Genomic DNA, 22,580 nt, shown 5'->3' with positions numbered 1-22,580 from the left:
GCTCAGTCCCGCGAGCCCGTGTCCGGAGCGGTGTCGCCGTCCGGGAGGTTCGCGTCGACGGGCTGGCGGGCGCGATTGTTCAGGGTATCCGGCGCCTCCGGGTTCTTGCGCGCGCGGATACCCAGCTCCTGGAACCGTCGGGCGCTCGGCATGACCTGGCGCTCCAGGCTGCCTATGGTTTTGTTGAAGGCGTCGGTGCTCTGGTCCAGCGCCTTGCCGAGGCGCGCCAGGTGTTCGGTCATGGTGCCCAGGCGGTGGGAGAGCTCCGCCCCGAGATCACGAATCTCCAGCGCGTGCTCGGTGAGCTGCGCCTGTTGCCAGCCGTACTCGACCGTGCGCAGCAGGGCGATCAGCGTGCTCGGGGTCGCGAGCAAAACCTGGCGTTCCAGGGCGTATTCCAGGAGACCGGGTTCGTGTTCCAGCGCGGCGGCCAGGAACGGGTCGCCGGGCAGGAACAGGACGGCGAACTCGGGGGATTGCTCGACGCTGGCCCAGTACTGCTTGCTGGAGAGCTCGGTGACGCGCGAGCGCAAGTGCTGGGCATGACGCTTGAAGGCCGCTGCGCGCGGTTCCGGGTCGGCCGCGGCGACGGCGTCGAGATAGGCATCCAGCGGTGTCTTGGCATCCACGACCAGGGCGCGATTGCCGGGCATGTGCACCAGCAGGTCCGGGCGTTGGCGGCCGCCGTCGCCGTCCAGCGGCGGCTGTTCGGTGAAGTCGCAGTGCGCCGAGAGGCCGGCCAGCTCCACCGCGCGCTTGAGGGTGAGCTCGCCCCAGCGCCCACGCACGCCGGGACGTGACAGGGCCTGCACCAGGTTGTGGGCCTCACGCTGGAGCGTGGCGTTGTCCGAGCTCAGGCGCTGGATCTGTTCATTCAGTGCGGCGAAGGCCTGTGCCCGCGAGCGTTCCATCGCGTTGATCTCGGCCTCGGTCTTGCCCAGCGTCTCGCGGATGGGCTTGAGCATCGCCTCGACCTTGTTCTCCGAGCGCTCGATCTCGTTCTGACCTTCGCTGAGCTTCTGCGACAGGATTGACTGGGCCAGGCGCAGGAACTGGTTGGAGTTGGCCTCCAGCGCCTCGCTGGCGAGCGCCGAGAAGGAGCGGTCGAGTTCCTGGCGCGCGGTCTCGAAGCTCTGGCGCAGGTCCTCGCGGCGCTGTTCCGCGGCTTCGAGCTCGGCCTCCAGGCGGGCATTGCGCGTCTGCAGATCGCCTACGCGGCGATTCAGGCGCAGTCCGGCCAGGGCATAGCCGAGCACGAGGCCGACCAGGAGGGTCGCCCCGAGCGCGGTCCAGGCGGTGAGGGGGAGTGCGGTCAGCTCGCCAGCCATTGCGGGCCTGCCTTGGCCTGGTGCCAGTCCCAGAAGTCGCCCGGTTGATCGAGGGCACCATCGGCGCCCCAGCGGTCCGGGTCCTGGGTGGCGTCGATGTAGCCCCAGCGCGCGATCAGCGTGGTCATGCCGGCGGCGCGACCGGCCGCGATATCGCGTTCGGCGTCACCCCAGTAGCAATGTTGTTCGGGCGGGAGCCCCGTCTGGCGTGCGGCCAGCCACATGGGCTCGGGGGCCGGCTTGCGTTGCGGGAGGGTGTCGCCGCTGACGATCGCGGCCAGCCGGGGCGTCAGGCCCAGGGCCTCCAGGAGCGGTTCGGTTAGCCAGGCGGGCTTGTTGGTCACCACACCAAGCGGCCAGCCGCGCTGCTCGCAGGCGTCCAGCACCTGGTCCAGCCCGGGGAAGAGGCTGGTGTCGATGCACAGGTCGCGGGCGTAGATCTCGAGGTAGCGCTGCTTGAGGGCCTCGCGGCGCGCACCCTCGACATCCGGAAAGCCCAGCTGCACAAGGGCCTGGGACCCGTGCGAGACGTGATTGCGCACGGCGTCGAAGGGCAGCGGCGGGCGATCGTTTTCGGCCAGCAGCACGGTGAGTGCGGCGTGCATGTCCGGGGCCGTGTCGAGCAGGGTCCCGTCCAGGTCGAACAGGACCCCGCGGATTTCGCGGCTCATGGGGTCTCGCTGTCGCTGTCCGGGCGGCGCGCGGCCATCAGGTAGTTGACGTCCGTGCGCGGGACCAGCCGATAGCGGCCGGACAGCGGCGAGTAGGTGAGCCCGGTCATGTCGATGACTTCGAAGCGGTGCTTGCGCAGGACCGCGCCCAGCTCCGAGGGGCGGATAAAGCGGCTGAACTCGTGCGTGCCGGTGGGCAGTAGGCGCAGGACGTATTCGGCACCGACGATCGCCTCGGCGAACGCGCGGGGGGTGCGGTTGATGGTCGAGAGGAACAGCCAGCCACCCGGGCATACCAGCTTGACCAGGGCGTCGATGACCGCCTCGGGATCGGGCACGTGTTCCAGCATCTCCAGGCAGGTGACCACGTCGTAGTCGCCCGCATGATGCTCGGCATGGGCCTCGGCGGTGGTGTGCAGGTAGTGAATCTCCAACCCGGAGTCGTGTGCGTGCTCGCGCGCGACCTCCAGGTGTTCGGCCCCGGCATCCAGTGCGGTCACCTGTGCACCGCGCACCGCCATCGCCTCGGACAGGATGCCCGCGCCACAGCCGACATCCAGCACCTTCTTGCCGGCCAGATCGGCGTGCTGGTCGATCCATTCCAGACGCAGGGGGTTGATCGCGTGGAGGGTGGCAAAGGCACCGTTCGGGTCCCACCACTCGTGTGCCCGATGCGTGAACTTGTGCAGTTCGGCGTGATCGACGTTGTCGCCAGTGCTGCTTTGGGATTCGCGGGTCATGGTTATCTCGATTACGCGGCCAGTTCGCGCTGGATTTCCAGCACGCGTGCGCCCCATTCGCGGGCCTCGGCCTGGAGCTCGTCCAGGTCCAGCGTAAGCAGTTCCCGGTCCCTGAGCAATGGCCGTCCTGCGACATGGACGTCGGTTACCGCCTCGCGGGTGGCGGCGTAGACGATCTGGGCGGCGGGCTCGTGCATGGGTTGCAGCTCGATGGCGCTAAGATCGATGCTGACCACGTCGGCCTGCTTGCCCGGTTCCAGGCTGCCGATGCGGTCAGCCAGGCCCAGCGCACGGGCGCTGCCCAGCGTGGCCATCTCCAGCGCGGCGGTGGCGGGCAGGGCCGAGGCGTCGCCACTGACGCCCTTGGCCAGCAGCGCGGCCGTGCGCATCTCCCCGATCATGTCGAGATCGTTGTTGGAGGCGGTACCATCGGTTCCCAGCCCCACGGTCACGCCGGCGCCCAGCAGTCCCGCGACCGGACAGAAGCCCGAGGCGAGCTTGAGATTGGATTCCGGGCAGTGTGCGACCGACACCGGACGCCCTTGCAACAACTCGCGGTCCTGTGCGCTGACCTGGGTCATATGCACGGCGATGAACGGCTGGTCCAGGAGTCCCAGGCGTGCCAGCCGGGCCAGCGGCCGCTCCCCGTGATCACGTTCGGCATCGGCGATCTCGCCGGCGGTCTCGTGCACATGCATGTGGATGGGGACGGCCAGCTCGCGGGCACGCTCCGCCACGCGCTGCAGGCTCTCGTCCCCGACGGTGTAGGGCGCATGCGGTGCCACGGTGTAGTGGATGCGGTCGTGGTGCTGCCAGTTCTCCACGACCTCGGCGCCCCGCTGGAAGTACTCGTCCGTGGTCTGGGCCCAGGGCGTGGGGAAGTCGAACACGGTCAGCCCCAGTGCGGCACGGATGCCGGATTCGTCGACCACGCGCGCGGCATTGTCGACGAACAGGTACATGTCACTGAAGCAGGTAGTGCCGCCGCGCAGCATCTCGGCGACCGAGAGGCGCGTGCCCGCGCGTACGAACTCGGGTGACAACAGGCGCCCTTCGGCCGGCCAGATGTAGCGCTTGAGCCAGTCCATCAGCGGGCGGTCGCTGCCTACACCGCGCAGCAGACTCATGCCGGAGTGGGTATGTACGTTGACCAGGCCGGGGGTCAGGGCATGGCCCTCGCGGTGCAGATGTTCGGCATCGGGGTACTGCGCGAGGGCTTCTTCGCGCGGCAGCAGGGTCTCGATGATGCCGTCGCGAATCACCAGTGCGTGATCGACGAGCACCGTGTTGCGCGGGATCACCGGCAGAATCTGCGAGGCACTGAGAACCAGAGTTCGGGTTGTCGACATGGGAGGCCAGACCGAGGGAATTCGGCCGCGCATGGTACCGCAAAGGGGCGGCGAAGGCCGCCCCTTTGGGCAGGCCGATACCGGTTAGCTGGCCTGGCGTCCCAGGACCTGGGCGCGTGTGACCTCGGCGACATGTCGGCCCTGGGAGGCGGCCATCGCAAGTTCGTTCTCGCTCGGCTGACGCGAGCCGTCGCCATCGGCCAGGGTAGTGGCACCGTAGGGTGTGCCGCCGCTGATTTCGCTCATATCCAGCAGCCGCTTCTCGGTGTAGGGCAGCCCGACAATGGTCATGCCGTAGTGCATCAGGTTGACGATGGTCGAGACCAGCGTGGTCTCCTGGCCCCCGTGCTGCGAGGCGGTGGAACCGAATACAGAGCCAATCTTGCCGACCAGTTTGTCGCCAAACCACAGCGCACCGGTCTGATCGAGGAAATTGGCCATTTGCGCGGACATGCGGCCAAAGCGGGTCGGGGTGCCGATGATGACCGCGTCATAGTCCGCCAGTTCTTCCGGTCTGGCGATGGGGGCGGCCTGGTCCAGCTTGGCCCCGGCCTGCTTTGCGACATCCTCGGGCATTAGTTCCGGGACACGCTTGATCGTGACCTCGGTGCCAGGGATCTCGCGGGCGCCACGGGCGACCGCCTCGGCCATCTGCTCGATATGGCCCCAGGTGGAGTAGTACAGGATCAGGACTTTGGTGCTCATGGGAAGGACCTCCGGGTTTAATCGAGGTCCAGCTTAATTCGCATTAAACCGAACAAAAATGGCCTTTTAATGGCTTTATTGTTCGATTAAATAGAACCGTTAATGGGGTGACTGCGCGGCGCTTTGTTGCGCGGGTGATGTCCCGAGTACCGCCCTTTCCAGGTCCGACAAGTCACCCGGGTAGCCGTACAGGAAGCCCTGGAAGTGGCGGCAGCCCAGTCCGAACAGGAAGGCCCGCTGCTCGGCCGTTTCGACCCCTTCGGCAATCACGTCCAGGTCCAGCGTGTGGGCCAGATTGACGACCATCTGCGCAATCGCGGCGTCGTTGGGGTCGTCCAGCACATCGCGCACGAAGGACTGGTCGATCTTCAGCTGTGCCAGTGGGAGCTGTTTCAGGTAGGCGAGGGACGAGTAGCCGGTGCCGAAGTCATCCAGGGCGAATTCCACGCCCAGTGTGCGCAGTTCGTCGATGTGGGCGACGACGGTGTCGATCTCCTCGAGCAGCATGCTCTCGGTCAGCTCGAGTTTCAGCCGGTCGCCCGGGGCGCCGGTCTCCTGGAGGATCTCGCGCAGCTGCTGGACGAAGTGCTTGTTGCGGAACTGCCGGGCGCTGATATTGACCGAGAGGGTCAGTTCCCGGAAGGCGGCGATGTGCTGCCAGGCAGCGAGCTGGGCGCAGGCGGTGCGCAGCACCTTCCGCCCGATGGGAACGATCAGGCCGGTCTGCTCGGCGATGGGGATGAACTCGCCGGGGGAGATCGCGCCGCGCTGCGGATGCGGCCAGCGCAACAGCAGCTCGGCGCCGATGACTCGGCCGTCGGCTTCGACCTGGGGTTGATAGACGATGGTAAATCGATCCTCGTCCAGGGCGTGGCGCAGCTCGTTTTCGAGTTCGAAGCGGGCCTCCACCGCGCGATGCAGCCCGGGGTCGTAGAAACGCACGGTATTGCGCCCGGCGTTCTTGGCCCGATACATGGCGAGGTCAGCCTGCTTCAGCACCTCTTCCACGCCGAGGCTGTGGCCGCTGAACAGGGTTGCACCAATACTGGGGGTGACGTGGCGGTTCTGGCCGGCCAGCTCGAAGGGCTCGCGCAATAGATTGATCAGCTTGCGTCCTACCGCCTCGGCCTCGGTGGCAGCGCGGGCCGGATCCGGGTGGAGGTCGTTGAGGATGACCACGAACTCATCGCCGCCCAGGCGGGCGAGCGTATCGGCCTCGCGCACGGAGTCCTCCATGCGGCGGGCGACCTGGCGCAGCAGATCATCTCCAACCGCGTGTCCCAGGGTGTCGTTGATGTCCTTGAAGTTGTCCAGATCGATGAACAGGACCGCGCCGTGGTGGCGCGAGCGCGCCGTGTTGGCGAGGGCCTGACCCAGACGGTCGTGCAGGAGCGTGCGATTGGGCAGCCCGGTCAGGCCATCGAAGAAGGCCAGGCGACGGATTTCCTCTTCGGCTTCCTTGCGGTCGGAGATGTCCATCATGGTGCCGAAGGTCGCCATGATCTGGCCGTCTTCATCGAAGCGCGCACTGGCGTAGATGCTGACCCAGCGATGACTGCCGTCGTGCGTGCGCAGGCGGATTTCCTCGGACTGCGCGTGGGTGCCCCCTTCTAGCAGGGTGTCACAGAAGTTCTGTGCGTCGTCTTGGTCCTCGGGATCCACGAAGGCACACATCGGTTTGCCGAGGGTCTCTTCGACCGGGAATCCTGTCAGGCTCTCCCAGGCTGGATTGAGCAGCGTCCAGCGGCCCTCGGCATCGGTGCGGAAGATCACCTCGGAAATGTGGTTGACGACATCCTGGTAGCGGTTCTCGCTCTCCTTCAGGGCCGCGGTGGCCCGTCGGTGGGCGGTGACGTCGAGGGTCAGGCCGCGCAGGCTGCGAGGGCTGCCCGTGCCCTCGGCCCAGGAAAGGATGTCGCGCAGCCAGATCCACTGCCCGTTGCGGTGCGCGAAGCGGTAGTCGACGACCTTGGGTTCGTTGCCGGGCTCGCGCGCAGCATCGCGTACACGGGGCAGATCGTCCGGGTGAATATGCCGGGCACGCAGTTCCCCCCGCCCCAGGTTGCGCGAGGGGAAGCCCAGCAGCTTGCGGGTGTCTCCGGCGACGAACTCCCATTCGTGGTTTCCGGGGTTCGCCTCCCAAAGGATGGCATTGGCCCCGCCCAGCATGGACTCCAGGCGGGCGACGGAGCGATTCAACTGCAGGTTTTGCTGGAGCAGTGTGGACTGTGTGGTGCCCAGGTGGGCCGCCATGTCGTTGAAGGTCCGCGCCAGGTCGCCGAACTCGTCGCGGGAATCGATGCGTACCCGATGGTCAAGCTGCCCGGCCTCCAGGGCCCTGCCCCCTTGCAGGAGCAGACGCAGGCGGCGGGTCGTCATCAGGGCGAACAAAATGGCCGCGAGGATCGAGAGCCCCAGCACGCCCAGGGCCAGCAAGACATTGCGTTCCAGCAGGTTGGTCGAGAGCTGGTCGATGGCATCGGTCGAGTAGCCAACGGCGACGGTCCCCAGGGATTGACCGGAAAGCTCGATCTGCCGGGCAATCTCGACCTGGCCGGATTCACTGCGCACGCCCGCTTCGGCGGCCGGGAGGGTGTCCGGGGCGACACCGACCGAGGCCATGGGGCGCTCGCTAGCGTCGAGTACGACCGCGTACAGGACGTTGGAGTCGTCCCCCAGCAGGTCGAGGAGATCCTGGAGCATCGCGGGGTCGGCGTAGGCCAGGCCGGGCGTCAGGGCGGAGCCCAGCAGCCGGCTTTGTTGTTCGGCTGTGCGCTCCAGAACCTCCTGTTGGTTCTGCTGGACCTGGGTGATCCCGCTAAAGAGCAGCGCCGCGACCATCACGACCTGAATCGCGACGGTGCCGATGATGATCTGCCAGGCGACGTTCAGGCGCATGAAAGCGCCACAGGCCGGCCAGAGCGGGCAAGGAACGGCGGGACGCGGTGCGGCTTTGATGCGAGCAAGAGACGAAACATTGGCGTCCGGGGCAACCCGCGCCGAGCGGGATCATCGTAAAAAAGTCTTGCTACTCTACCTTAACGGGGGGTTGGTTTCTTCAATGCGAGACGGCGGACACGCTTTAGGTCGAACGCCTCAATCGCCGCACCGCAGTGGGCTCGTGCCGCAAGGTCGGCACGAGCCTTGGCGACTCTAATAGCGGTTGATCGCGAGGCGACCCGGGCCGGTAAGGGCGAGAGCGATCGCCGAGAACAGGAACATGGCCTGCAGTTCGATGGCCCAGCCGCCGTGCTGGGTCAGCTGGACGACCTCGTCGGCATGCGCCAGGCCAATGGCGAACAGCATGTTGACCGCGATGAGTACGGCGCCAATCCTTGCATACAGGCCAATGATCAACAGGACGGGTGCCAGGACCTCCCCGATATACGCGCCATAGGCCAGCACGCCGGGTAGCCCGGCCCCGGCCAGCATCCCCTCGATATGTCCCACGCCTCCGGAGATCTTGTCGATCCCGTGCAGCAGGATCATGACGCCCAGCGCCAGTCGCAGGATCAGCTTCCCGGTGTCGTCCAGCATGTTATCCATATCGTTTTCTCCTGGTTCCCTGGTCAAGGGGAGGGTGTAGTTGATCGGTGTGGCCAACCTGTCGAGCGATCACATTCATAGGTCGTCCATGAGACTCTTGAAGGCCTGATAGTCCTCGGGGCTCGCCGGTTCAAAGCCACGGGGGTGGCCAAAGGTTCTGAGCTGTTGTTGCCCCTGAGTGGTGTCGGAGAGCTGCAGGAACAGCGTCTCCAATTCTAGAACATCCCTCTGCGCGCGTTCGTGCAACACGATGGTCATGCCGGGGAAGGGGTCCGACTGGGCCAGGATGCGGGCCAGGCTGCCATCGGCAAGGGCGATGGTGCGGGGTTCGTCCCGGAGCGGGCGAGGAGGGTCGAGGGCGCGGGCATCGATCACGAGCACGGCGGCTTCGGCAAGCCCCCGCTGCATGGCCGACACGGCGGCATTGTGGTGCGGGAACTCGAGGAATCGGACGGGTGGATCTTCACTGTCGAACACCGCGCCGACTCGCTCTCGAGCCAGCCGAGTGCCCAGACTGTGACGGGCGGGGGTTGCCAGCGTCGTGTCCTCCAGGTCCGCCAGTTGCCGGGGGGAGGTGTCCATGGGCACTACGATGATCATGGCCAGTTCGTCGCGTGAGCGTACGAGCGGTCGGTACGGGCTGCTCTCTCCAAGCGCGGGCACGACATGCGGGGCGACAATCGCCACGTCGTAGCGCTCAGTCTGCAGGCGTTCGAGAAAATGCAGGAAGTCCCGTGAGGCCTCCAGACGAACGGGCGCTTGCCGTACCTCCGCGAACCAGTCGCGTAGTGGTGCGTATCGCTGAAAGAGGTCGTGAGGGCTCGCGAATGGCTGCAGCCCAAGCTCCCAGGTGTCGTCCGCGAGCGCATGCCCGGTGAGTAGGGCGAGAGCCAGTATCAGTCCCGGCCCCCATCGGCGGGGCCGGCGACTCATGGCGGCTGGAGGGGGCGCTCCGGCACTGGCTTGGTCCATCGGGTGGGATCCCGGCGGCAGGGCTTACAGGTGTCTATAGTCAACCGCACTCGGTGTGTCCATGCGTCAATAAATCGGCGCCGCAGCCGGACGTTCGTTCGTGCTGCTGTCGGGAATCCGTTGAATCCGCCCGGGCGCGTCTCATCGGGCGGGTTGCGAGGGGGCTGGCGTCGAATTTGCATGAAGCGGTCTCGCATGCAGATGACCGCGTCGACGGGCGCGGCCGGAGGAATCAAGATGACCATTTTCGACCGGGTAGCCGAGGCGTTGCTCGCCACTTTGCAGGGGCTGACCCCGCTCACCGTTATCGGGGCCTTTTCGCTGTTGCTGTTCGCGCTCTTTCTGGTGGCCCTGATGGCGCTGACGCTTCGCCGGGCGAACGCGTTTCAGGGTGCCGCGCCGGCGCTGCTGACCACGCTCGGGGTTCTGGGTACGTTCCTCGGGGTGGCGATCGGCCTGATCGACTTCGATGCGGCGCGGGTAGAGGCGAGCATTCCGGCGTTGCTGGAGGGGCTGAAGCTCGCGTTCGTGACCAGCATCGTCGGCATCCTGCTGGCGTCGGTATTGCGCGTACTGCAGGTGATGATGCCGGCGCCGGTGATGGCAACGGATGACGGGGGCGATCCCCAGGTCAGCGGTGATCCCGAGCGCGTGCTGGCCGAGCAGCGTGATGCGACGCGAGCCCTGCTGCAGGCGGTGCAGCAGATGGACCGTCGCCTGGACCAGCGTCTCGAGACCCAGCACCACGAACTGAAGCAGAGCCTGGAGGGGCTGGCGGATCGTATGAGCGAGCTCAGCAGCGGGCATCTAGTGGCCGCGCTGGAACAGGTCATTCGCGACTTCAATGATCGCCTGGGCGAACAGTTTGGCGAGAACTTTCGTCGGCTGGATGACTCGGTGGCGCGGCTGGTGGACTGGCAGGATCGCTATCGCGAGCAGATGGATACCCTGCACCGGGCGTTCGATCAGGCACGCGAGGGCGTCGAGCAGAGCGAGGGTGCCCTGGAGCGTCTGACCGGGCAGGCGCTGAAGATTACGCGGCATGTCGAGGAGCAGGATGCGACGCTGGCCAGTCTGCGCCGGGAGACGGTGGAGCTGGAAGCCCTGCTAAGTGCGATCGCCGCGCTGCGTGATCGAGCCACCGAGGCCTTCCCGGCCATGGATGCGCGGCTCGAGGCGATGCTGGAGAGCATCGAGAACGCCGTGCAGTCCGGGCGCGCGGCCGAGTCGCGCTGGCGGGGTGACGCGTTCGCAGTGGGGGTTGCGACGCCGGCGGATACCGTGGGAGCGCGGTCGTGATCCTGCGCTGGTTGCTGCGACGCCGTGCACGCACCGGCGGCGCAGCGCACGAGGCGGATCAGGGGTCGCACTGGCTGGCAGTGGCGGACCTCATGGCCGCGTTGATGATGATCTTCCTGTTCCTGGCGCTCTTGCATATGGTCCAGGTCGAACGCTCGAGCGCGGCGCATGTCGAGGCGCGTAACGAGGCCGCCGCGTTGCGGGCGGCAATCTACTCGGTGCTGGAGGAGGAGTTTCGCGAGGATCTGCCCCGCTGGAATGCCGAACTCGACCGCGACACCCTGACGCTGCGCTTTCGCGAGCCGGAGGTCCTGTTCGAGCGGAGTTCCGCGAGCATCCGCCCGCGCTTCGAGGCGATCCTGGACGATTTCATGCCGCGTTACGCCGAGCAGCTGCGCCCGTTTGCGGACGTGATACGCGAGGTGCGTATCGAGGGGCATACCTCCAGCGAGTGGGCCGGAAGCGACGATGCGATCGATGCCTATTTTGGCAACATGGACCTGAGCCAGCGCCGCACCCGAGCAGTGCTGGAGCATGCCTACCGGCTTGAGCCCCTGCAGGAGGACGACTGGTTCCGCTCGCGCGTGGCTGCGGTCGGCTTGTCCTCGTCGCGGCGGGTGCTGGATGCCGATGGGCAAGAGGACCGCGAGGCCTCGCGGCGAGTGGAGTTCAGCGTACTGACGGACTTCGAGGCGCGGCTGCTGGGCAACGCCGAGGCCCGCCCGTCACCGGAACCGCTGGAGGCGCGTTCACCCTGATCGATGCACTGCGGACTTTTGACGCCGGTGGCCGTTAGGGAAACGCTGATTGTTCGGCGCTTCCTTAGATGCGTTCCAACAGGGCATCGCGCAGGCGGTCCTGCTGGTCTTCCGTGAGGGGGCCGCCGGCGTTGCATTCCAGCAGAAAGCTGTCTTCCACCTGCTCGCCGGCTGTGGCGATTCGGGCCGTGCGTACGTCGATGGCGTGCTCAGCCAGGATGTGGCCGATGGTCGACAGGAGTCCGGGGCGGTCGAGCGCGCGCAGCCGCATGCGTGTCGCCTGCCCAACGGAGGCGGGTTCGAATTCGATTCGCGTATCGACATCGAAGTGCTTCAGGCGGCGTGGTAACTGGCGGCTTACCGGGGACTTTTCGCCATCGGTGCGGGTGAGTTCGTTGGCAAGGTACTGGCGAATCTCGTCGCTGCGGTAGCCGGCATCCACAGTCTGGCCGCCGCCGCTCTCCAGCACCATGAAGGTGTCCAGCGTACGTCCCCCCGCGGTGGTGATGATGCGGGCATCGACGATGTCGAGACCCAGCTGGGTCAACGCGCTGGTGATGCGGGCGAACAGGTAGGGGTGGTCTTCCGCATAGACGAAGATCTCGGTGCTGCCACGCGAGGTCTTGGGCCTCACGAGAATCAGCGGCAGTTCGTCAGCCTTCAGTGGCAGCAGGGCCTGTCCGTGCCAGGCGACCTCGTCGGCGGAGTGGCGCAGGAAGTACTCGTCGTCGAGTTCGTCCCACAGGGCCTCGGCGTCGTGGGCCCCAAAGCCGCGCCCCTGGAGCAACTGCAGGGCCTCGCCGCGAGTCTCGCGGATCTGTGTGTCCATATTCGGGGCCGCGTCGAGCCCGCGTTCGAGGAGGTTGCGCGTGGCGTGATAGAGCGTCTGCAGCAGCGAGTCCTTCCAGCTGTTCCATAGCTCTGGGTTGGTGCCGCGGATATCGGCGATGGTCAGCAGGTACAGGAAGTCGAGGCGTTCGCGGGTGCGCACCTCGCGGGTGAAGGCCAGCACGACATCGGGATCGGAGATGTCCTTGCGCTGGGCGGTCAGCGACATCAGCAGGTGGGAGCGCACCAGCCAGGCCACCAGGCCGGCGTCCTCGTCCGACAGGCCGTGCTGCTGGCAGAAGTGCAGGGCATCGTGGGCGCCCAGCTCCGAGTGGTCGCCGCCGCGACCCTTGGCGATGTCATGGAACAGGGCCCCCAGTACGAGCCGTTCCGGGCGTTCCAGCTCGGTGTAGATGCGGTGAGCGAGCGGCTGTTCGTGGGCGAATTCGGGCAGGGCCAGCCGGCGCGCGTTGCGCACGACGTTGAGGGTGTGCTCGTCGACCGTGTAGGCATGGAACAGGTCGTACTGCATGCGCCCGATGATGCGTCCGAAGGCCGGCAGGTAGTTGCCCAGCACGCCGTAGCGGTTCATGCGGCGCAGCTGGCTGGTAATGCCGCGGGGCGCGCGCAGGATATCCATGAACAGGGTGCGGCAGACGGGGTTGCGGCGGAAGTGGCCGTCGATCAGATGGCGGTGGGCGCGGATCAGGCGGATGGTCGAGGCGCGGATGCCCTGGATCTCCGGGTGCTCCTGCAACAGGCGAAAGACCTCCAGCAGGGCCGGCGGGTAGATCATGAAGACCTGGTCGTGTGCCACTTCCAGATAACCGCCGCGAACCTGGAAGCGCTGATGGATGCGCACTGGATCCTGCAGGGCCTCCGGGTCGTCGAGGATGGCCTCGTTGAAGTGCTGCAGCAGGAGTTCGTTGAGCCGCTCCAGATCGCTGATCGTGCGGAAATAGCGCTGCATGAACTGCTCGACCGCGCGATTGTGGTTCTGGTCCACGAAGCCAAATGTGTTGGCCAGCTGGCGCTGGAGGTCGAACAGCAACCGATCCTCGCGGCGCCCGGCGAGCATGTGCAGGGCGAAGCGCACGCGCCAGAGAAAGCTCTGGCCCTCCAGCATCTCGTGAAGCTCGCCCTCGCGAAGGAAGCCCAGCGAGACCAGCTCCTCGATACGTTCCGCGCCGTAGTGGCGCTTGGTCACCCAGCCGATCATCTGGATGTCGCGCAGCCCGCCGGGGCCTTCCTTCACGTTGGGTTCCAGGCGGTACCCGGTCTCGCCGAAGCGGCGGTGCCGGGCCTGTTGTTCCGCGAGCTTGGCCGCGTAGAAGCTACGCGAGTCCCAGATGCGATCGGAGTCGATCGCGGATCGAAAATCGTTGAAAAGACTTAAATTGCCACTTAAATAGCGCGACTCGATCAGGTTCGTCGCGACCGTGATGTCGTCGCGGGCCTCGCGGGTGCAGTCCTCGATGCTGCGCACGCTGTGCCCGACCTCGATCCCGATATCCCAGAGGAAGGTAACGAACGCGCTGATCCGGTCGAACACCTCTCGGTCCGCCGTGCCATCGATCACGATCTGGAGGTCGATGTCGGAGGCCGGGTGCAGCTCGCCGCGCCCGTAGCCGCCCACCGCGACCAGGCACAGGCGGTCGTCGTCGGCCAGGCCCTGCTGGGCCCAGATCAGCTTGAGCATTTCGTCGATGCGCCGGGCGTGACCGAGGATCAGGTCCTCGATCGGCATGCCGTCGCGAAAGCCCTGGTATTGCTGTTCGAGGATCGCATGCCGACGGTCGCGGAACAGGGCGATATTCCCGGGATTGCGGCTCAGACGCTGGTAGTCCTCGCCCCAGTCGGGCGAGAACGCGGGCGCGTCGGCCTCGCTGGGCGTGCCGCCGGCGGGCAGGGTGCTCATGGGCACCTCCTCAGGCCGCGAGTTCCTGGGGCGGTGTCTCGTCCTTGCGCAGGGTCAGGATCTCGTAGCCGTCGGCCGTGACCAGCAGGGTGTGCTCCCACTGTGCGGACGGACTGTGGTCCTTGGTGACGGCGGTCCAGCCGTCGGCGAGGATCCGGGTATGCCGGCGCCCGGCATTGATCATCGGCTCGATGGTGAAGCACATGCCTTCCTCGAGCTTGAGGCCGGTACCCGGCTTGCCGTAGTGGAGCACCTGCGGGTCTTCGTGGAAGCCCCGCCCGATGCCGTGGCCGCAGAATTCGCGCACCACCGAGCAGCGCTGACCCTCGGCGTACTGCTGAATCGCGTGCCCGATGTCGCCGAGGGTCGCGCCGGGGCGTACCTGCTGGATGCCGAGATACATGCTGGTGCGCGCGACGTCGATCACGCGCTGGGCCTGGATGCTGGGCTTGCCGATCACGAACATGCGGCTGGTGTCGCCGTGAAAGCCGTTCTTGATCACGGTGATGTCGATATTGAGGATGTCGCCGTTCTTCAGCTTGCGATCGCCCGGGATGCCGTGACACACCTGATGGTTGACCGAGGTGCAGATCGACTTGGGGAAGCCGCGGTAGTTGAGCGGCGCGGGGATCGCGTCCTGGGTCTTCACGATGTAGTCGTGGCAGATGCGGTCCAGCTCGCCGGTGGTGACCCCGGCCTGCACATGCGGCTCGATCATCTCCAGGACCTCGGCGGCCAGGCGGCCGGCGACGCGCATGTGTTCGATCTCTTCGGGGGTCTTGATGGTTACGGACATGGGGGCTCCGGTCGAGACCTGTGAGGGCTCGCGCGACGGGTTTCGGGAGCCCGCGACACGGCGCCAATCAGGGCCCGGATAGTTGGTTCAAGTCAGCGTCCTATGCTATAAAGCGCGCGCCTCGCTGGCAATTCGGCGGGGCCGGGAGGCGGCCAACAGCCGGCGGTCTCGCGAACTTAAATCCACACACGCATCGACACGGTCTGTCGGGTGCCCGCCAGGAGGCTACGGTCTCGTGCTCGGGTTTCAGATCGGGATGCGTGGAGGCTCAACCCGTTACAGGAGAAACCTCATGTCCCTCGTGACTATGCGACAGATGCTGGAAGCCGGTGTGCATTTCGGCCACCAGACGCGTTACTGGCATCCCAAAATGGCCCCGTACATCTTCGGGGAACGCAACAAGATTCATATCATCAACCTCGAAAAGTCCCTGCCGATGTTCAACGACGCGTTGAACTTCCTCGGCAAGATTGCCGCGGACGGCGGCAAGATCATGTTCGTGGGCACCAAGCGCTCGGCGCGTGAAGTGGTGGGTGAAGAGGCGCGCCGTTGCGGCATGCCGTTCGTGTCCCATCGCTGGCTGGGCGGCATGCTGACCAACTTCAGCACGGTCAAGCAGTCGATCAAGCGCCTGAAGGATCTGGAGACCATGGACGCCGATGGCAGCTTCGAGGTGCTGAACAAGCGCGAAGCGCTGACCCGCCGCCGCGAGAAGGACAAGCTCGAGCGCAGTCTGGGTGGCATCAAGGACATGAACCGCATGCCCGACGCGATGTTCGTGATCGATGTCGGCTACGAGAAGATCGCGGTGGCCGAGGCCAAGAAGCGCGGTATTCCGGTCGTCGCGGTGGTCGATTCCAACCACTCGCCGGAAGGCGTGGACTACGTGATCCCGGGCAACGATGACGCGATGCGTGCGATCCAGCTCTACGTGGCTGCGATCGCCGACACGATCATCGAGGCCAAGGGCGCGGTGACCACGGGCGGCGTGTCCGAGGACGAGTTCGCGGGTGCAGACGCCGCTGCTGGTGGCAGTGCCGAATCCAGCGAGGCGGCCCCGGCCAACCCGGCCTGAGTCGGCATCGGGCCCGGTGCGCGATACCGCGCCCGGGCCACTTGAACCAAAGAGCCGGCCCCGGTTTGTTGCGTGGCCGGCTCGATTGACGAAATTTTCAGGAGTACTTCCCGATGCAGATTACTGCTGCCCAAGTGAAAGAACTGCGCGAGCGCACTGGCGCCGGCATGATGGAGTGCAAGAAGGCACTGACCGAGACCGGGGGCGACCTGGAAGCCGCCGTGGAGGCCATGCGCAAGTCCGGCATGGCCAAGGCCGACAAGAAGGCCGGTCGTGTGGCGGCCGAAGGTCGCGTCGAGATCGTCAGCGAGGGCAACAAGGCCGTGCTGGTCGAGATCAACTGCGAGACTGACTTTGTTGGTAACGACGACAACTTCCGTGCCTTTTCCGCGCAGTGCGCCCAGATTGCCCTGAGCTCCGGCGCGGGCGACGTGGAAGGCCTGATGGCCGAGACCGTTGATGGCCAGACCCTCGAGGAGCAACGCACCCAGCTGATCGCGAAGGTTGGCGAGAACGTGCAGGTCCGCCGCTTCGATCGCCTGCAGGCCGAAGACGCGCTGGGTTTCTACCAGCACGGCACGCGTATTGGCGTGGTGGTCAGCCTGAAGGGGGGCGACGAGGCCCTCGCGAAGGACGTTGCCATGCATATCGCGGCTTCGAAGCCGGTATGCGTGGACGAGTCCGGCGTGCCGCAGGAGCTGCTCGACAAGGAGCGCGCGATCTTCAAGGCGCAGGCCGAGGAGTCCGGCAAGCCGGAGAACATCATCGAGAAGATGATCGAAGGCCGCATTCGCAAGTACCTCGCCGAGATCACCCTGGTGGGCCAGCCGTTTGTGAAGGACCCGGATCAGACCGTTGCCCAGCTGCTGGAAGCGAAGGGCGCCTCGGTCACCGGCTTCCTGCGCTACGAGGTGGGTGAAGGGATCGAGAAGAAAAAAGAGAACTTCGCCGAAGAAGTGATGGCCCAGGCCCGCGGGGCCTGATTCGCCGAATCGCTTTGGCGTAGACTCCCGATGCGGGCGCAGGACGCGCCCGCATCGCTCGCCGGCCGGCATTCACGGCCATTGATGACAGGTGCAGGACCCGAGCCCGATAAAGGAGCCCAATGAGTCAGGACAGGCAGCCCGCGTACAGGCGCATCCTTCTGAAGTTGAGTGGGGAGGCCCTGATGGGCCGGCAATCCTATGGGGTGGACCCGGATGTCCTGGCGCAGGTCGCCGAAGAGGTGTCGGAGCTTTCGAGCATGGGTGTCGAGGTCGGCATCGTGATCGGAGGGGGCAACATCTTTCGTGGCGCCGGTCTCGCCCAGGGTGGCATGGACCGGGTTACGGGCGACCACATGGGCATGCTGGCAACGGTCATCAATGCCCTGGCCATTCAGGATGCGATCGAACGCGCAGGCCGCTTCTCCCGCGTGATGTCGGCCATCCGCATCAATCAGGTCTGCGAAGACTACATTCGCCGCCGCGCTGTGCGGCATCTGGAAAAGGGCCGGATCGTGGTGTTCGCCGCGGGAACCGGCAACCCATTCTTTACCACCGACTCCGCCGCCTCGCTGCGCGCCATCGAGATCAATGCCGAGTTGATGATCAAGGCCACAAAGGTGGACGGGGTCTATGATTCGGACCCGATGAAGAGCAAGGATGCCCGCCGTTATGAACGGCTGACGTTCGACGAGGCGCTGGAACGCCGTCTGGGTGTAATGGATACGACCGCGCTGGTGATGTGTCGTGACAACGGCCTGCCAATCCGCGTGATGAACATGTTTGCAAAAGGGGACCTCCGCCGGCTGGTGATGGGCGAGCCGGTGGGAACCCTGGTCGAGGGATCCCGAGATGACTGACGCCACGATCAAGGACGCGCGCCAGCGCATGGACAAGAGCATCGAGGCCCTGCGCAACGAGCTGGCCAAGATCCGCACAGGTCGCGCGCACCCCAGTCTGCTCGAGCATGTGCATGTCGACTACTACGGCATGGAAGTGCCGATCAATCAGGTCGCGAACATCAACGCCGAGGACTCGCGCACCCTGGCCGTGGTGCCGTACGAAAAGGACATGGTCGCGAAGGTAGAGAAGGCGATCATGACCTCGGATCTGGGGCTGAACCCGGCGAGCATGGGCACCGTGATCCGGGTGCCGCTGCCGGCGCTGACGGAAGAACGCCGCCGCGACCTGGTCAAGGTGGTCAGGGCGGAGGCCGAAAATGCGCGTGTTGCAGTGCGCAATATCCGGCGCGATGCCAACAATACCTTCAAGCAGGCGGTGAAGGACAAGGAGGTCTCGGAAGACGAAGAGCGCAAGGCACAGGAACAGGTGCAAAAGCTCACCGACGACCACATCGCCAAGATCGATGCATTGCTCGAGGACAAGGAAGCCGAGTTGATGGAAGTCTGACCGGCCACCCCTGTATGCCGGTTTCCTCCGCCACCGACCCCGCGCTGCCCGGCCACGTTGCCATCATCATGGATGGCAACGGGCGCTGGGCCCAGGCCCGTGGCTTGGAGCGCTCCGAAGGCCACCGCGAGGGTCTGGAGGCGACTCGCCGGGCTGTGCGTTTCTACGCCGAACACGGCATTCAGTCCCTCACGGTATTTGCCTTCAGCAGTGAGAACTGGGGGCGCCCCCGTTCCGAGGTCGAGGCGCTCTTTGAACTCTTCGTCACAGCCATCGAGGGAGAGCTCCCCGAGCTGGTCGAGCGCGGCATTCGCCTGAGATTCATCGGCGATCGCGCCACTTTTCCCCCAACGCTACAAACCCGCATGTGCGAGGCCGAAGAGGCCACGGCCGGCAATGAGGGGATGTGCTTGGTGGTGGCGCTGGGGTATGGCGGCCGCTGGGACATCCTGCAGGCGGCCAGGAAGTGGGTGGCCAAGGGGGGGGCGGAGGCCGATGGTGATGCCGAGTCCGCCTTTGCGGCTGAGTTGAGTACGACCGGTCTGGCCGACGTGGACCTGCTGATCCGCACCGGTGGCGAACAACGCATCAGCAACTTCCTGCTGTGGCAGGCGGCCTACGCCGAAATACTGTTCATCGAGACCTACTGGCCGGATGTTGGCGAGAAGGATTTCGAGCGCAGCCTGGCCTGGTATGCCCAGCGCCAGCGGCGTTTTGGGCGAGTGTCGGCCGGGGCCTATTCAGCGACCGAGGTCCCCGGTGCTTAGAACCCGTGTAATGACCGCCGCGGTAATCGGGCTGCCCGCGCTGGCACTGATCGCGTTCGGGCCCAACTGGGCGGTGCTGGCGTTGATGGCATTGGGAATTGGGCTGGCCACCTGGGAGTGGGGCGAGCTGACCGGACTGCACGTCGCCTGGGAACGTGCGGTGCTGGTGCTGCTGGTGCTGGTGCCACTGGTGGCCCTGGGGCTGACGCTGGCGCAGCCCGTGCATTTATTGGTTCTCCTGTTTGCGGTTGTCTGGTGGCTGCTGATTGTGCTGGCGCTACCGTTTTACCGCTCGGGGATCGATGGGCGTGGTCCGCGCCCCAAGCTGCTCACCGTCGCGGCGGTGTTGACGCTGGTGCCCGCGGGGATGGCCGTCGTCTGGCTGCATGCGCTGGCGCCCTGGCTCGTGGTGTACCTGATCGTTCTGGTGGGCTTTGCCGATACCGGTGCCTATTTCGCCGGAAAGGCCTTCGGGCGTACCGCACTGGCTCCGCATATCAGTCCGGGGAAGACCCGCGAAGGGCTGCTCGGCGGTCTGGGCGCGGTGTTCGCTCTGGCCGTAGTGGTGGCCGGTGTCTGGGGGCTGGTGCCCATGGATGCGCTGGTGTTCGTGCTGCTGTCGATCCTGATTGCGCTGGTGTCGGTGGTGGGCGATCTGTTCGAGAGCATCCTCAAGCGCCAGGCGGGAGCCAAGGACAGCGGTTCCTTGCTACCCGGTCACGGGGGTATTCTGGATCGCATCGACAGCCTGATCGCGGCGGCCCCGATCTTTCTGGCCGGCTTGCTCTGGCTGGCCTTGTTGCCCGTCCCCGGGGCATGAGAATTCGCAGGTAACACGTTATGAGCCCCACGCGGATCACCATTCTCGGTTCCACCGGCAGTATTGGCGTCAGCACGCTGGATGTGGTGTCGCGCCAGCCGGATCGCTTTCACGTCTATGCGCTGACTGCGCATCGCAATGTCGAACGTCTGAAGGCGCAATGTCTGGAGGCGCGACCGCGCGTGGCCGTCGTTGCCGAGGAGGCGGCCGCGGACGCGCTTCAGCGCGAACTGGAGGCGGCGGGTTGTCCCACGGAGGTGCGAGCGGGGCCGGAAGCACTGGCCGAGGTGGCGGAGGCGCCGGAGGTGGATGCCGTGATGGCCGCCATTGTCGGTGCGGCTGGGCTCCTGCCGACCCTGGCGGCGGCTGAGGCCGGCAAGCGCGTGCTCCTGGCCAACAAGGAAGCACTGGTCATGTCCGGGGCACTATTGATTGATGCCGTGCGTCGTTCCGGGGCCTGCCTGCTGCCGATCGACAGCGAACACAACGCCATTTTCCAGTGTCTGCCGACGGGGTACGTCTGCGCGGACGAGGTGGCGCCGCATGGCGTCGAGCGCATCTGGCTGACCGCCTCGGGTGGCCCGTTCCGCGACCGGCCTCTCGATACCTTTGGCGACATCTCGCCGGACGAGGCCTGTGCCCACCCGAACTGGGACATGGGGCGCAAGATTTCGGTCGATTCCGCGACGATGATGAACAAGGGGCTGGAGGTGATCGAGGCCTGCTGGCTGTTCGCGGTGAAGCCCTCGGCCATCCAGGTCGTTCTGCACCCGCAAAGCATCGTGCACTCGATGGTGGCGTACAACGACGGCTCGGTGCTTGCCCAGATGGGCAATCCCGATATGCGTACGCCGATCGCGCATGCGCTGGCCTGGCCCGATCGGGTGGCGTCCGGAGTGGCGCCACTGGATCTTCTGGGTGTGGGGCCGCTGGAGTTTCGCGAGCCGGAGGCCCAACGGTTCCCGGCTTTGGGGCTGGCCTATCGCGCCATGGAGCAGGGCGGTACCGCTACCGCCGTGCTGAACGCGGCGAACGAGGTCGCGGTGGAGGCGTTCCTCTCGGGTGGCCTGGCCTTCAGCGACATCGCGGTGGTTATCGAGCGGACGCTGGACGCTCTGCCGACGCAGGCCGCCGATTCCCTGGAGCGTGTGCTGGCGGCGGATGCCGAGGCGCGCGCTCATGCCGGTAGCGAGATCGGGCGTCTGCAGCGCCGGGCGGTGTCATGACGCTGTTGACCAGTCTGCTGGCGTTTGCCGTGGCCATCGGTGTGCTGGTGACGGTGCACGAGTACGGGCACTACCTGGCGGCGCGCGCGATGGGAGTCAAGGTACTGCGGTTCTCGGTCGGGTTTGGGCGGCCGTTGCTGAGCCGCCGGATCGGGCGGGATCGGACGGAGTTCGTCGTGGCGGCTCTGCCGCTTGGCGGGTACGTGAAGATGCTCGACGAGCGCGAGGGCGATGTCGCGCCTGAAGAACTGGATCGGGCCTTCAACAACAAGGGTCTGAAGGCGCGCACGTTCATCGTGTCCGCCGGCCCGCTCGCGAATTTCCTGTTCGCGATCGTCGCTTATGGTGCGATGTTCATGATTGGCGTTGGCGGGGTGCGACCGGTGGTGGGCGACATCACCGCGGACAGCCCGGCGGCGGTCGCGGGCCTGGAGCGTGGCGAAGAGATTCTTGCGGTGGACGGGCGTGCCGTACGGGACTGGGAGCAAACGAACCTTCGGCTCCTTGACCATGCCGTACGGGGTGATACGGTGCCGGTTCTCGTGCGCGACCGCGATGGCCGCGAGGTGGAGCGCACGCTGGATCTGCGCGATCGTCAGGCGATCCTGGGCCAGGGGCAATTCCTGGAGCAGGTGGGGCTCGCGCCTTATCGCCCGGCACTGGTGCCGCGCATCGGCCAGGTCGAGTCGGGCAGTCCCGCGGCGGCGGCCGGGCTTGAGCCTGGCGACCGTGTTCTTGCCGTGGACGGTGATGCGATCGACGACTGGAACGACTGGGTCCGCCGCATTCAGGCGAGCCCGGAGCGTGAACAGGTCGTGCAGGTGGAACGTGGTGACCAAACGGTCGAGCTGAGGGTTAAGCCGGAGGCAATCGCCACCAATGGCGAGACCATCGGGCGCATCGGTGCCGGGGTGGATCCGGACCAGCCCGCGGCGCGCGAGATGGCGGTACTGGTGCGCCAGGGCCCCGTGGAGGCGCTGGTTTCCGGGGCGGCCCGTACCTGGGATGTCTCGATACTGACGGTCGGCATCCTCTGGCGCATGGTCACCGGCGAGGCCTCGGTCAAAAACATCAGCGGACCGGTTACCATAGCCGAGTTTGCGGGCACCACAGCGGTGATCGGGATCTCGGCCTTCCTCGGGTTCCTGGCGCTGGTGAGTGTGTCGCTGGGGATCATCAATCTGTTGCCGATCCCGCTGCTGGATGGTGGCCACCTGCTGTATTACGCGGTGGAGGCGGTTAAAGGGAGTCCGGTGTCCGAGCGCGCCCAGATCATCGGGCAGCAGTTCGGCATCCTCGCGATCGCCGGGTTGATGTTGCTGGCCCTCTACAACGATTTGACACGTCTGTTCGGGTAACCCCGAAACAGCCCTTCTGAATTGGCGGAAA

At 65.9% G+C, this 22,580-nt stretch carries 20 protein-coding genes; 10 read left to right on the top strand and 10 right to left on the bottom strand.

What is annotated here, in order from left to right; translation table 11 throughout:
• Positions 1 to 2: 2 nt before the first annotated feature.
• The 8 genes from rmuC to F791_RS0111725 all read right to left on the bottom strand — a co-directional run bounded on the left by rmuC (position 3) and on the right by F791_RS0111725 (position 9,272).
• On the bottom strand, positions 3 to 1,328 hold the full coding sequence (gene rmuC, locus F791_RS0111760; RefSeq protein WP_019592674.1) for a DNA recombination protein RmuC: 1,326 nt from the start codon (positions 1,326 to 1,328) through the stop codon (positions 3 to 5).
• A complete protein-coding gene (gene gph / locus F791_RS0111755) occupies positions 1,313 to 1,999 on the bottom strand; it encodes a phosphoglycolate phosphatase (protein WP_019592673.1) in 687 nt (228 codons plus the stop codon). The genes rmuC and gph overlap by 16 nt, the downstream gene beginning before the upstream one ends.
• Positions 1,996 to 2,739, bottom strand: coding sequence for a bifunctional 2-polyprenyl-6-hydroxyphenol methylase/3-demethylubiquinol 3-O-methyltransferase UbiG (gene ubiG / locus F791_RS0111750; protein ID WP_018173973.1), 744 nt, complete (start codon positions 2,737 to 2,739; stop codon positions 1,996 to 1,998). Before ubiG ends, gph begins: the two co-directional genes overlap by 4 nt.
• 11 nt (positions 2,740 to 2,750) lie before the next feature.
• Positions 2,751 to 4,088, bottom strand: a complete 1,338-nt coding sequence (locus tag F791_RS0111745; RefSeq protein ID WP_019592672.1) for a TRZ/ATZ family hydrolase — start codon at positions 4,086 to 4,088, stop codon at positions 2,751 to 2,753.
• Positions 4,089 to 4,172: 84 nt separating this feature from the next.
• Positions 4,173 to 4,793 carry an NAD(P)H:quinone oxidoreductase gene (wrbA, locus tag F791_RS0111740; protein WP_018139607.1) on the bottom strand — a complete coding sequence of 207 codons (621 nt, stop codon included), beginning with the start codon at positions 4,791 to 4,793 and terminating at the stop codon, positions 4,173 to 4,175.
• 99 nt (positions 4,794 to 4,892) lie between these two features.
• Complete coding sequence (locus F791_RS0111735) at positions 4,893 to 7,691, bottom strand: EAL domain-containing protein (protein WP_019592671.1); 2,799 nt, start codon at positions 7,689 to 7,691, stop codon at positions 4,893 to 4,895.
• A 255-nt stretch (positions 7,692 to 7,946) separates the two neighbouring features.
• Positions 7,947 to 8,339, bottom strand: a complete 393-nt coding sequence (locus F791_RS0111730; protein WP_018173970.1) for a DoxX family protein — start codon at positions 8,337 to 8,339, stop codon at positions 7,947 to 7,949.
• A 75-nt stretch (positions 8,340 to 8,414) separates the two neighbouring features.
• Positions 8,415 to 9,272, bottom strand: coding sequence for a phosphate/phosphite/phosphonate ABC transporter substrate-binding protein (locus F791_RS0111725; RefSeq protein WP_018139610.1), 858 nt, complete (start codon positions 9,270 to 9,272; stop codon positions 8,415 to 8,417).
• Positions 9,273 to 9,506: 234 nt separating this feature from the next.
• Here F791_RS0111725 and F791_RS0111720 point away from each other — a divergent pair, with 234 nt between their 5' ends.
• Complete coding sequence (locus tag F791_RS0111720; protein WP_019592670.1) at positions 9,507 to 10,610, top strand: hypothetical protein; 1,104 nt, start codon at positions 9,507 to 9,509, stop codon at positions 10,608 to 10,610.
• Entirely contained in the window at positions 10,607 to 11,368 is a 762-nt protein-coding gene (locus F791_RS0111715; protein WP_019592669.1) for an OmpA family protein, read from the top strand. Before F791_RS0111720 ends, F791_RS0111715 begins: the two co-directional genes overlap by 4 nt.
• Before the next feature lie 64 nt (positions 11,369 to 11,432).
• On the opposite strand, the gene glnD is transcribed toward F791_RS0111715, so the two are convergent.
• Together glnD and map are read right to left on the bottom strand one after the other, a co-directional pair.
• Positions 11,433 to 14,114: a [protein-PII] uridylyltransferase gene (gene glnD / locus F791_RS0111710; protein ID WP_019592668.1), complete on the bottom strand. Its 2,682-nt coding sequence runs from the start codon at positions 14,112 to 14,114 to the stop codon at positions 11,433 to 11,435.
• A gap of 10 nt (positions 14,115 to 14,124) precedes the next feature.
• Positions 14,125 to 14,910 (bottom strand): type I methionyl aminopeptidase, encoded by a 786-nt coding sequence (gene map / locus F791_RS0111705; RefSeq protein WP_018139614.1) that lies wholly within the window; start codon positions 14,908 to 14,910, stop codon positions 14,125 to 14,127.
• A gap of 292 nt (positions 14,911 to 15,202) precedes the next feature.
• Between map and rpsB the strand changes: the two genes are divergently transcribed.
• From rpsB to rseP, 8 genes are all read left to right on the top strand, one after another.
• Positions 15,203 to 15,985, top strand: coding sequence for a 30S ribosomal protein S2 (gene rpsB, locus F791_RS0111700; protein WP_018139615.1), 783 nt, complete (start codon positions 15,203 to 15,205; stop codon positions 15,983 to 15,985).
• Positions 15,986 to 16,098: 113 nt separating this feature from the next.
• Positions 16,099 to 16,968, top strand: coding sequence for a translation elongation factor Ts (tsf, locus tag F791_RS0111695; protein ID WP_018139616.1), 870 nt, complete (start codon positions 16,099 to 16,101; stop codon positions 16,966 to 16,968).
• Positions 16,969 to 17,090: 122 nt separating this feature from the next.
• Positions 17,091 to 17,828 carry a UMP kinase gene (gene pyrH / locus F791_RS0111690; RefSeq protein WP_019592667.1) on the top strand — a complete coding sequence of 246 codons (738 nt, stop codon included), beginning with the start codon at positions 17,091 to 17,093 and terminating at the stop codon, positions 17,826 to 17,828.
• Positions 17,821 to 18,378 carry a ribosome recycling factor gene (frr, locus tag F791_RS0111685; RefSeq protein ID WP_012982883.1) on the top strand — a complete coding sequence of 186 codons (558 nt, stop codon included), beginning with the start codon at positions 17,821 to 17,823 and terminating at the stop codon, positions 18,376 to 18,378. The genes pyrH and frr overlap by 8 nt, the downstream gene beginning before the upstream one ends.
• A gap of 14 nt (positions 18,379 to 18,392) precedes the next feature.
• Positions 18,393 to 19,145 carry a polyprenyl diphosphate synthase gene (uppS, locus tag F791_RS0111680; protein ID WP_018994240.1) on the top strand — a complete coding sequence of 251 codons (753 nt, stop codon included), beginning with the start codon at positions 18,393 to 18,395 and terminating at the stop codon, positions 19,143 to 19,145.
• Between the two features lie 10 nt (positions 19,146 to 19,155).
• The gene (locus F791_RS0111675) at positions 19,156 to 19,965 is read left to right on the top strand and encodes a phosphatidate cytidylyltransferase (RefSeq protein WP_019592666.1); all 810 of its coding nucleotides are present in this window, start codon (positions 19,156 to 19,158) and stop codon (positions 19,963 to 19,965) included.
• 20 nt (positions 19,966 to 19,985) lie between these two features.
• On the top strand, positions 19,986 to 21,191 hold the full coding sequence (gene ispC, locus F791_RS0111670) for a 1-deoxy-D-xylulose-5-phosphate reductoisomerase (protein WP_019592665.1): 1,206 nt from the start codon (positions 19,986 to 19,988) through the stop codon (positions 21,189 to 21,191).
• The gene (gene rseP, locus F791_RS0111665) at positions 21,188 to 22,549 is read left to right on the top strand and encodes an RIP metalloprotease RseP (RefSeq protein WP_019592664.1); all 1,362 of its coding nucleotides are present in this window, start codon (positions 21,188 to 21,190) and stop codon (positions 22,547 to 22,549) included. The genes ispC and rseP overlap by 4 nt, the downstream gene beginning before the upstream one ends.
• Positions 22,550 to 22,580 lie beyond the last annotated feature (31 nt).

This window comes from Thioalkalivibrio sp. ALRh (assembly GCF_000381425.1).
GTDB lineage: Bacteria > Pseudomonadota > Gammaproteobacteria > Ectothiorhodospirales > Ectothiorhodospiraceae > Thioalkalivibrio.
Note: the sequence above shows the minus strand (reverse complement) of the source record. Positions and strands in the feature narration are given on the sequence as shown.

What these genes read in the sequence shown, in the direction of transcription:
- ubiG (WP_018173973.1), bottom strand. Translation starts at nt 2,739, where the DNA reads ATGACCCGCGAATCCCAAAGCAGCACTGGCGACAACGTCGATCACGCC.
- F791_RS0111720 (WP_019592670.1), top strand. Translation starts at nt 9,507, where the DNA reads ATGCAGATGACCGCGTCGACGGGCGCGGCCGGAGGAATCAAGATGACC.
- F791_RS0111730 (WP_018173970.1), bottom strand. Translation starts at nt 8,339, where the DNA reads ATGGATAACATGCTGGACGACACCGGGAAGCTGATCCTGCGACTGGCG.
- rseP (WP_019592664.1), top strand. Translation starts at nt 21,188, where the DNA reads ATGACGCTGTTGACCAGTCTGCTGGCGTTTGCCGTGGCCATCGGTGTG.
- frr (WP_012982883.1), top strand. Translation starts at nt 17,821, where the DNA reads ATGACTGACGCCACGATCAAGGACGCGCGCCAGCGCATGGACAAGAGC.
- uppS (WP_018994240.1), top strand. Translation starts at nt 18,393, where the DNA reads ATGCCGGTTTCCTCCGCCACCGACCCCGCGCTGCCCGGCCACGTTGCC.
- F791_RS0111725 (WP_018139610.1), bottom strand. Translation starts at nt 9,272, where the DNA reads ATGAGTCGCCGGCCCCGCCGATGGGGGCCGGGACTGATACTGGCTCTC.
- F791_RS0111735 (WP_019592671.1), bottom strand. Translation starts at nt 7,691, where the DNA reads ATGCGCCTGAACGTCGCCTGGCAGATCATCATCGGCACCGTCGCGATT.
- map (WP_018139614.1), bottom strand. Translation starts at nt 14,910, where the DNA reads ATGTCCGTAACCATCAAGACCCCCGAAGAGATCGAACACATGCGCGTC.
- rmuC (WP_019592674.1), bottom strand. Translation starts at nt 1,328, where the DNA reads ATGGCTGGCGAGCTGACCGCACTCCCCCTCACCGCCTGGACCGCGCTC.
- F791_RS0111745 (WP_019592672.1), bottom strand. Translation starts at nt 4,088, where the DNA reads ATGTCGACAACCCGAACTCTGGTTCTCAGTGCCTCGCAGATTCTGCCG.
- pyrH (WP_019592667.1), top strand. Translation starts at nt 17,091, where the DNA reads ATGAGTCAGGACAGGCAGCCCGCGTACAGGCGCATCCTTCTGAAGTTG.
- ispC (WP_019592665.1), top strand. Translation starts at nt 19,986, where the DNA reads ATGAGCCCCACGCGGATCACCATTCTCGGTTCCACCGGCAGTATTGGC.
- F791_RS0111675 (WP_019592666.1), top strand. Translation starts at nt 19,156, where the DNA reads ATGACCGCCGCGGTAATCGGGCTGCCCGCGCTGGCACTGATCGCGTTC.
- rpsB (WP_018139615.1), top strand. Translation starts at nt 15,203, where the DNA reads ATGTCCCTCGTGACTATGCGACAGATGCTGGAAGCCGGTGTGCATTTC.
- wrbA (WP_018139607.1), bottom strand. Translation starts at nt 4,793, where the DNA reads ATGAGCACCAAAGTCCTGATCCTGTACTACTCCACCTGGGGCCATATC.
- tsf (WP_018139616.1), top strand. Translation starts at nt 16,099, where the DNA reads ATGCAGATTACTGCTGCCCAAGTGAAAGAACTGCGCGAGCGCACTGGC.
- glnD (WP_019592668.1), bottom strand. Translation starts at nt 14,114, where the DNA reads ATGAGCACCCTGCCCGCCGGCGGCACGCCCAGCGAGGCCGACGCGCCC.
- gph (WP_019592673.1), bottom strand. Translation starts at nt 1,999, where the DNA reads ATGAGCCGCGAAATCCGCGGGGTCCTGTTCGACCTGGACGGGACCCTG.